We start from the raw sequence: 8,737 nt of genomic DNA, 5'->3' as shown, positions 1-8,737 counted from the left end.
TCTGTGGGACACTTTCACTTACGAGGTGCCTTGCTTCGTGGGACTGATGTGGGCGTAGGAACTCCCATCATCCCAGGTCAGCAGGCACCTCTTCTGTTTTCATCGCCCACAGACCGAGTATCACGCGGTGGATCCAGGCTGAGGGCGCTGTTCAGCACGAACAACCGGGGCCTTCAGGCCAGGGAAGCGTTCACGGACCGTCAGCTGCAGTGGGATCTCGTCGCCACCGCGCTCGCCGGACACCTGCAGCGCACCACAGGGCCGGCTGTTCAACGTCGAGGACCTGGAGGCGCCGCGCGACAACGTGATGATGTTCCACGGTGTCGGCGGCATCGGCAAGACGACGCTGTCCCGCAAGTTCGAGGCCGCGCTGGCCAGCGCCGATCAGCGGCCCGCGCAGTGGGGTGAGCCCACCTGGACTCAGCGCATCCTGCCTGTACGGATCGACCTCGCCCGCTCGGCCGGCACCTCGTTCGAGGACCTGGTGCTGACGATCCGGGCCGCGCTCAGCACCCTCGGCCGCCCGTTGCCCGCCTTCGACGTGGCGCTGCGCCGCTACTGGGAGCACCAGCACCCCGGCGAGCCGCTGGAGGAGTACCTGCACCGCGGCGGCCTGGCCAGCCGGTTCGGCAAGGCGATGTCGCAGCAGATGCAGTCGGCGATGGCCGACGTCGCCCAGACCCTTCTGCTGCCCGGCACCGTCGGTACGGCTATCGGCCAGGTCACCGGCTCACTCGTCCGAGCCCTGCGGGAACGGCGCCAGACCGTCCGCGCCCTCGCCGGGTGTACGCGGCTCGCCGACCTCCTGGAGGCCGACCCCGACGTGGAGGCGCTCAGCTTCTATCCGCACCTGCTGGCATGGGAGCTCGCCCATTTGCCGGCAGGCAAGCGCCTGACGCCGGTGATCTTGCTGGACACCTTCGAGGACGTCGGTGACCGCACCCACCGCGACCTGGAGCGCCTCATCCAGCGGGTGGTATGGCTCATGCCGAACGCCTTCTTCGTCATCACCGGCCGCTCACGCCTGCAGTGGGCCGATCCGGCTCTGCAGGGCCAGCTCGACTACACCGGACCGGCCGCCTGGCCCGGCCTGGCGGCCACTCCCGCCTCCGTGGTCCCGGCCGCCCGGGCGGCAGGCGTCGCCGAACGGCCTCCTGGGCGGCAGGTCCTGGTCGGCGACTTCTCACCCGAGGACTGCGACGACTACCTCGCCCGCCGGCTCTCTCACAACAGGCAGCCCCTCATCAGCGCGGAAGTCCGCCAGGTCATCACCGGCCGGTCCCACGGCCTGCCCCTCTACCTCGACCTGTCCGTCCTGCGCTTCCTGGAGATCCGCCGCACCCGTGAGCCGGCCCCGGCCGACTTCGACCACGACTTCGCCGCCCTGATCGCCCGCACCCTGTCCGACCTCACCCCCGACGAACGCCACGTCCTGCGCTCCATCAGCCTGCTCGACGCCTTCGACCTCGCCCTCGCCACCGCCACCGCCACCGCAGGCCTGCCCCACGAGGCACCCGCCCAGCGCCTGATCGAGCGGCCCTTCATTCGCGAAAACGCCTTCGGGCTGTGGCCCTACCACCTGCACGGCCTGATCCGCTCCACCCTCCGCAGCGCCGACGACGCCACCGACGACCGCTGGACCGACCGCGACTGGCAGCAGGCCGCCGAACGCGCCCTGAGCGCCCTCGGCACCCAGTGGGCCGCGGCCGAAGGCACCGGCCGGGACCGGATGCTCCTGGTCGGCTGCCTGCGACAGGGCCTCCCCCTTGCCCGCGACTTCCGGCTCGACCTGGGCTGGCTCGCCGACGCCGCCTGGGCCTACGTGAGCGACTCGGTGTGGGAACCCATCGCCCCGCCCGCCCGCGCAGGCAGCACCAGACAGGCACAGACCGCGGCCGACGCCCTCGTCGAACTCCTGGCCGCCCTCGCCCGCCGCCAGCACGAACACCGCTCGGTCACCGCCGCCCGGCTCACCGCCGTGACCGGCACCGGGCTGCTCCCCGCCGACCTGCACGAGATGGCCACGTACTACCTCGCCAAGGCCCACCGCGACCTCGGTGACTCCGCCGCCTCCCGCCGCGGCATGCAACTCGTCGCCAGCGGCGGCGGCCGCCTGGCCCCCGCAGCCCGCCGGGGACTGGCCCACCTCGCCCGCCTCGCCGGCGACTTCCCCACCGCCTACGACACCGCCCGCACCCTCGGCTGGGCCGGCCGCCAGCACCGCGTCGAAGGCGACATCCTCTGGCCCCACGGGGACATGGACCGCGCGGCCGCCGCCTACACCGCCGCCCGCGACCAGGCCGAGCAGCACGGCGTCGCCGGGGAACGCGCCACCAGCCAGGCCCAGCGCGCCCTCGTCGTGGCCTTCACCGACCCCGCCACCGCGGACGACGAACTTCACCTCGCCGAACAGCTCCTCACCGGCCTCAACCTACGCGCCACCAGGCTCACCGTGCAGATCGCCGCGCTCGTCCGCGACGCCGGCACCCCGCTCGGACTCGAAGCCGCCCGCAGTCTGCGCGCCGAGACCCACGACGCCGGCATCACCGCGGCCCAGGCCGTCCTCGAGCTGGCCCTCGCCTTCCACCACGCCGTCCTCGGCGAACAGGAAGAGAGCGACGCCGTCATCGACCGCCTGCACGAACTCGCCGGGAGCGGCGACTGCGCGTACTACGCCGACATCGCCCACTTCATGACCGTCCGGTCCCTGTCCCAGCCCTCCACCACCCGCTGGCTGGACAGCCAAGACGCCGTACGCGACCGGTGGCACGCCCTCGTCATGGAGCGGCGCCGCCACCTTGGACCCCTCCGGTGACGGTGCTGCCGAATCCTCGGTATCGCACCGCCTGAGCGCCGCTCGTACAGCTGTGGCCCTGCCCCTGGTAACTCCAGGGGCAGGGCCACAGCGGCGTCGGCAGCGGAAGGTCAGCCGGCTTCCGGGTTCCGGCCGACGAGCTGCGTCAGCAGCTCAACGATCTGCGCCTGGTTCCGGTCCATCTTCTCGGCCAGACCACGAACCTCACCAGCGAGTTCGTTCAGCTTCCCGTCGAGATTGCCCGCCTTCTGATCAAGGTTGCCGACCTGGAGACGCAACGCCGTCAGATCGCTCTTGACGATGCCGAACTCACGGTCGGTCCTCTCCGTGACGTCCTCGAACCGGCGCGTGAGAGCAGCGATCTCGCTTTGGGCGATGGGGTCCTCGGGCACGCGGATCTCCTGTCGGCTGTCGAGGCGGCGCTGCGGGGTTCCCACGATATCGCGGTGGTACCGGCCCGGGATCCCAGAGTCCGGCAGGGGACGGCGGTCTTCACGTCGGTGATAGGGGCGTACCCGGGGTCAGGTGGCGCCGGGGGCGTGCGCTGGGCCCAACCACCCGGCGCGCTTGTGATGTGGATCACCTTAATTTCGCATAACTGCTGATAAGGCGACTAATTGTGATGACGCGATGACCGTGTGTGCGAAAAAGCTGGGGCTGGCTGTAACCAGAGGGGGGGCACGGATCGGCATCAGGGGCAGAACACGCAGCTGTTCTGCCCGGTCGGCACCGTCCGCCGCCGGGCTTCGATCTGGATCAAGAAGGAGGCTTCGTGGGGCCCACTCGGACCCGGTACACGCACGGCTCGGCCTGCGCCTATCGGATGACCACTGCGTGCTCCGGAGCCATCGAACGGCCTGCCGTCGACACCGACGACCAGGCTTGCTCCATCCTCGGTCACGCCGGGCGCCGGCATGACCGGTGGCTCCCCCGGCGCCGTCCGGCCGCGCCGCCGCACCCCGGCGACAGCCCGGCAGCGCGGGGGGACCGATGAACGATCCGTTCGGCAAAGAACACGACCTGGTAGGGCCCGACCCCGAACCCTCGGGAATCGACCCCCAGGGTGAGCGATTCTTCCGGGAGCACATGGACCTCTTCATGCGCATAGCCACGTACCGACTCCGCAACCCTCATGATGCCGAAGACGCTGTCATGAACGCCGTGCTGAACATGCATCAAAAGATCGAACGCATCCGCGCGGCCGCGAACCCGACGGGACTCGCGATCAAGATGCTGCAGGACTCGATCACCGACTACTCCCGCCGCAGCGTCCGGCGCTCCGACTGTGAGCACCTGGTGCCCCAGATGCCCATGAGCTCATATCTGATGGAGCTGGGCCGCTACGACCGGCTCGACAGGGCGATGGAGGCACTGGAAACCCTCTCGCCCCTCCAGGCCCAGTGCGTGCAGCTGCACGCACTGGGGGAGCTGCCCTACGCCCAGGTCGCCGAGATCGTCGGCATCACCGAGAGCACAGCGAAAACCAACGCGTTCCGCGGGCGGAAACAGCTGGAGCAGATGCTCACGGAACTTCCAGAGGAGAAAGGGGACTCCTGATGCCGGAAGACCTCCTGAACCAGCAGACCGGAACTGTCCACGCGAAGGCCGATCGTCACCCCGGAGGGGCCGACGACGGCCCTTCCGGAGCCGCCGGACCGGACGAATTCCCGGACGGAGCGGGAACGGAGGGCGCGGCGGAACTGCTGGCCCGCCAGGCCGAGGCGATCCGCGCACAGGTCCTCCGTCACAGCACCGAGGACTTCACGCAGCGTCTCGCAGCGCGGATCGCATCCGAGGCCAGGCGGCCCACACGCGTCCAGTACGCGTCCGCGGGCACGGCCGTTGACGCGGATCCCCTCTACACGGAGGAGAGCGCGGAGATCACTCAGCTCGCACCGCCGACCGCTGGCCCGTCCCCGCGGACAGTCCGGCCCGCGGCGCGCCCCCATCTCCGGCCGCCGCGGTCGCGCCGACGTAGGCCGACCCCCATCAACCCAGTCGACCTCAAAGCCAGCCAGTACCTTGCCTTCAGCTACGTGACAGAACTGTGCAACACCGTCCTGCGCTCCACGGAGATCGACACTCTCGCCGCATTCGCAGCCGACTACGACGAGGCCGGCGCCCGGACCTTCGGATGCCTGCTCTACAGCCTCGACAAACGCGAGTCCGCAACCTACTGGTGGCGCTTCGCCGCCGGCGCCGGCGACGCGCTCGCCGCGCACCTTCTCGCCGCCCACCACGCGGCGACCGGCCCCAGCGCCGACTCCCGCGCATGGTGGGCCTTCGCCCGACTGCTCGGGTTCCGACCGGACCGACATGTACCCCAGCCGGTCCGGCACCGCACCGAACTCGCACCGAACTTCACCCGCGAGATCCCCTTGGGGCAAGCAGTCCGGGCCTTCCTGCGCCGTCCCCGATTGCCTACCGGACTCATGGCCCGGTAACCAGACTCAGCGCCCACAACACGGCGTCGGCACGGCCACTACACCGCCCGACGCCCAGGAGGCATGCCCGTGAACGACATCATCGAGAACGTCATCGCCGGTCTCATCGTGGCCGCAGTCGCCTGGGGAGCAGCGCGAGCCTGGGCCCGCTGGCACCACATGGAACACACGGACTAACAGGTCGCTTCCGGCCAGAACAGCCGTCGTCTCCGGGCCACTTGCCCCCAAATTACCCCACGGGAAGCCCCACCCTGGGCAGCATACGCAGTGAACTCGATCAACTACTCAATGCGACGAAAAGAGGGATGATGGCCCGCCAGCCGAATCCGGACCTGACCAATACCCTGACGATGCTCCATACCGCCGTCATGCACACGGACAAGAACATCCGGGACGCGCTCGACAAGAGCGTAGAGAAGCTTGAGGTGGCAGCCCGGACCGCCCACGACGAGACAACCAAAGAGGTTGTCGACGAGCTGAGCCGGATGCGCGCCAACTTCCGCGACGTCCACAACAAGCTGAACTCCAACGGAGAATCACTCAACACCGCCGTCCGCGATGCCGTCTCCCAACTGCGCACCGGACTGCGGGAGGTCCGCTTCGTGCTCGCGGACCTCACCCCGCCGCCCGCATCTGCGCCCGTTCCGTCCCCCTCCCCCTCTCCTGACCTCTCGAAGGCATCCGGCACCGAGGACGAAGAGCCCTGGTTCGCTTCCGCACCGGTCACCACCGCCACCGAACCCGGTGCTCCGGAAGACACCGACCTCCACACGGCGGCGATCCCCGCCCAGCGCACCACGGACGAGGACTCTTCACCCGGCCCGGTACCGGGGGAGGACACAATCCGCCAAGCTGTCCGCGAGGTCCTCATCGAGGAACTCGCCCCGGTACTTGCCCCCCTCACCGCCCCCGACAGCCCGGCTACCGGTCAGCCGGACACCCCGGGCCAGCTGCGGGAAGCGGCCGCGGAAATCAAGGAAGAGCTCAGCACCGCCCTTCAGGAGGCCCGCTCCGCACTCACATCTCTGCGGCAGAAGATCGCAGACCTGCGCGCCGGTGTGGACGAGCTCCGGCCCCGGCCCGCCACCACCGCCGAAACCGCAGCCCCGGACCCCGAGGTGAGCGCGGAGCACAGCGCTCTGCTCAAGACCGCGGCCCGTGTCTCCTCCGCAAGCCTGCTGTGCCACCGCGACATCTGGGAGTTCATCACCGCACACGCCGGACGGCACCCCCACTTCCGGGTCCCGCCGCAGATCGCCGACGAGGGAGCCGAGCGGATCCGAGCCGCACTGTCCGGCCGCTCTCTGATCGCCTTGCTGATCAGCCTCTACTCCATCATGCACACCGCCAGCGACGGCGACGGTGACCTCGAACTCGCCGCCACGGTGTACGAGCGGATCGATAAGAGCTTGACCAGTCTCACCCCCAGCGGCGAGGCCGTCACCATCACCCTCGACGACCGCACCACCACAACCCCAGACACCTCGCGCGAGACCCGCACAGAGGATGCTCCGGAGAACGACGGCGCCCCGTCGGCTTCCTCAGAGCAGGACACTGACCCCGGCGAAGAGCCCGGCGCGACCGCAGCATGAGCAGCCCCGGCCCGCGCCCGGCAATCCAGCCGGACGCCGGCCGGGCCGCCACTTGGCTGTCGTTACCAGGGCGGCTGCCGACGTGCTGCTCAGGCTGGAACGCGGCGTTGGCGTGCCGACGCCGCGGGAACCGACCTTCCACGAGCGGAAGGCCCTGCAGAGAAGGTCGAGCGGCTGCTGCGCGTTCTCGCACAGCACAAGGCCGCAGTGCTGGGGGCGTGCCTGATGGCGACTGCGGCCTACGATCCGGTGGCCGACGCCGCTCGGATCACACGCGTGAGGGCGCGCCCCGGCACGGGCTGTCACCGCCCGCTGTCACCGCGCCCGTCACCACCGTGGTCACCGCTCGGCGCGGCGGGGCCAGCCCCGAGCGAGCGGCGCCCGGCGGCCGGGCGCGGCTTGTGGCCGGTGGCGGAGGGGACGGCCGGGCCGGCCGAGAGGCGTTCGGCGGCGTGCCAGGCTGGACCAGTCCGGGAGCCGGGTTGGTGGGGGCTGCAAACTGCCGTCACGCAGCTCCCAGCCCCCACCGCGCTGTGAAGCGAATCATCAGTTTATCCTCTGCCCGGATCTGAGCGCTGGAGTCCGCCCTCGTGTAACGGTGGTCCACCCCCTCTCCATACCCCCCAGCTCGGCCCCTATATCCGGGTATGACCCTGCACAAGGCCTCGGTGCGGCTCGGCGAACCATGGCGCAGCCTGGCGATTGGCTCACACACCTTGAAGAATCGTTCCTGTGCGGGTTTGCTGTGTCCCAGCGGCGGCCCGGGCCCACACACCGGGAGTCCCCGGCCCTCCCCCCACGCCCAGGCCGGGGCAGTGAACACCCGCCGCTGCGGATCCCGTCGGCCGCCTCGTAGCGAACTCGCCGGCGGGATCCGCATGTCCCGCCCAGCCTTCCCGCACCGGAGTCGCAGGGGCTGGCGGATCGCCGACAGGGTCACGATGGGCAACCGCGAGCGGGCGGACGCCGTCTGCCGTTCGGGAAGGCACTGGACTCTTCTGCGCTTGACGGGCGGGCCGGGCGGTGAGACGAGACGAGCGGACCCCCGACGACGGGTTCCGTTCAGGGCCCGGCACCATACCGCAGTACCGGGCCCCACCCGCCCAACCTCATCTCCCCCACGAGAGAGGCCGGACGGGAGCCAGGGCGCCCACCTGCGGGCAGAGACGGCCACTCTCCCTCCCGCGACTCCGGCTGAGCAGCGAGAACCCGCACAAGAGGTAACTACAAGATGACCGCAGAAACAGCCCCGCAGGCAACAGTTGAGTCGTTTCCGACTCCCTGCCATCACCAGCCGGCATATACGCGTCTTCCTCCTGCACAACCGCTCACCCCACAATGACCAGTACAAACAGGAACGGCCACGGCACAGGCGCACCCGCCAGGACAGCTTCAGCAGCCGCCCAAACCACCCTGCACGCCGGCCCGGGAAAGGCCTGATCTCTACAGAGGCAGACGGCAGCGGCACTGGGTCGGCCGGTCAGCCCCGGCTCGGCGGCGCGCCACCTGCGGGAAGCAAGCGCAGACCTGAGGTTCCCCCCAGATGCGGGGAGAGGTGACAGCAGGTCAGCAGGTCAGATGGGGCTCACGAGAGGAGCTCTGACGATGCCTGTCCCGAGGAAGTACCCGCTGGAGTTGCGAGAGCGTGCGGTGCGGATGTACCGCGCTTCCGAGCCGAAGCCTGTGATCCGCCGCTGGCCGACCGAGAGCAATTGTCAAGAGTTGTGGATCAGCAGGGTTGTTCAGGCTGCGGTGACTTCGGGGCGTTCGGCGAGGTGACCGTTCTTGAAGGGGGCGCCATCGCGGACGAGGGCGACGAGGTGGGGTGCGGTGATCGCGCGCCAGCGGGCCTGGGCGGACTCGACGAGCTTGAACACCATCGCCAG

General features: G+C 69.8%; 5 protein-coding genes and 1 pseudogene. 4 read left to right on the top strand and 2 right to left on the bottom strand.

Features of this window, described 5'->3' with window-relative positions; genetic code table 11:
- The first annotated feature begins 310 nt into the window (after nt 1-310).
- On the top strand, nt 311-2,815 hold the full coding sequence (locus tag ACFC02_RS40340) for an ATP/GTP-binding protein (protein ID WP_376367645.1): 2,505 nt from the start codon (nt 311-313) through the stop codon (nt 2,813-2,815).
- Between the two features lie 110 nt (nt 2,816-2,925).
- Here the strand turns inward: ACFC02_RS40340 and ACFC02_RS40335 are convergent, their stop codons facing one another.
- A complete protein-coding gene (locus ACFC02_RS40335; protein ID WP_376367643.1) occupies nt 2,926-3,252 on the bottom strand; it encodes a hypothetical protein in 327 nt (108 codons plus the stop codon).
- Between the two features lie 553 nt (nt 3,253-3,805).
- Between ACFC02_RS40335 and ACFC02_RS40330 the strand changes: the two genes are divergently transcribed.
- From ACFC02_RS40330 to ACFC02_RS40320, 3 genes are all read left to right on the top strand, one after another.
- Nucleotides 3,806-4,372 carry an RNA polymerase sigma factor gene (locus tag ACFC02_RS40330; RefSeq protein WP_376367641.1) on the top strand — a complete coding sequence of 189 codons (567 nt, stop codon included), beginning with the start codon at nt 3,806-3,808 and terminating at the stop codon, nt 4,370-4,372.
- Complete coding sequence (locus ACFC02_RS40325) at nt 4,372-5,259, top strand: hypothetical protein (RefSeq protein WP_376367639.1); 888 nt, start codon at nt 4,372-4,374, stop codon at nt 5,257-5,259. The genes ACFC02_RS40330 and ACFC02_RS40325 overlap by 1 nt, the downstream gene beginning before the upstream one ends.
- 368 nt (nt 5,260-5,627) lie before the next feature.
- The gene (locus ACFC02_RS40320) at nt 5,628-6,851 is read left to right on the top strand and encodes a hypothetical protein (RefSeq protein ID WP_376367637.1); all 1,224 of its coding nucleotides are present in this window, start codon (nt 5,628-5,630) and stop codon (nt 6,849-6,851) included.
- A gap of 1,742 nt (nt 6,852-8,593) precedes the next feature.
- Here the strand turns inward: ACFC02_RS40320 and ACFC02_RS40315 are convergent.
- Nucleotides 8,594-8,737: pseudogene (locus tag ACFC02_RS40315) on the bottom strand (IS256 family transposase); the annotation flags it as partial.

Origin of the sequence: Streptomyces sp. NPDC056160 (assembly GCF_042268205.1) — a bacterium.
Taxonomy (GTDB): Bacteria; Actinomycetota; Actinomycetes; order Streptomycetales; family Streptomycetaceae; genus Streptomyces.
This window is presented reverse-complemented; position numbering and strand designations above follow the sequence as displayed.

Bases quoted from the DNA above. Each gene is read 5' to 3' on its own strand.
- ACFC02_RS40320 (WP_376367637.1), top strand. From the start codon at position 5,628: ATGCACACGGACAAGAACATCCGGGACGCGCTCGACAAGAGCGTAGAG.
- ACFC02_RS40340 (WP_376367645.1), top strand. From the start codon at position 311: ATGTTCCACGGTGTCGGCGGCATCGGCAAGACGACGCTGTCCCGCAAG.
- ACFC02_RS40325 (WP_376367639.1), top strand. From the start codon at position 4,372: ATGCCGGAAGACCTCCTGAACCAGCAGACCGGAACTGTCCACGCGAAG.
- ACFC02_RS40330 (WP_376367641.1), top strand. From the start codon at position 3,806: ATGAACGATCCGTTCGGCAAAGAACACGACCTGGTAGGGCCCGACCCC.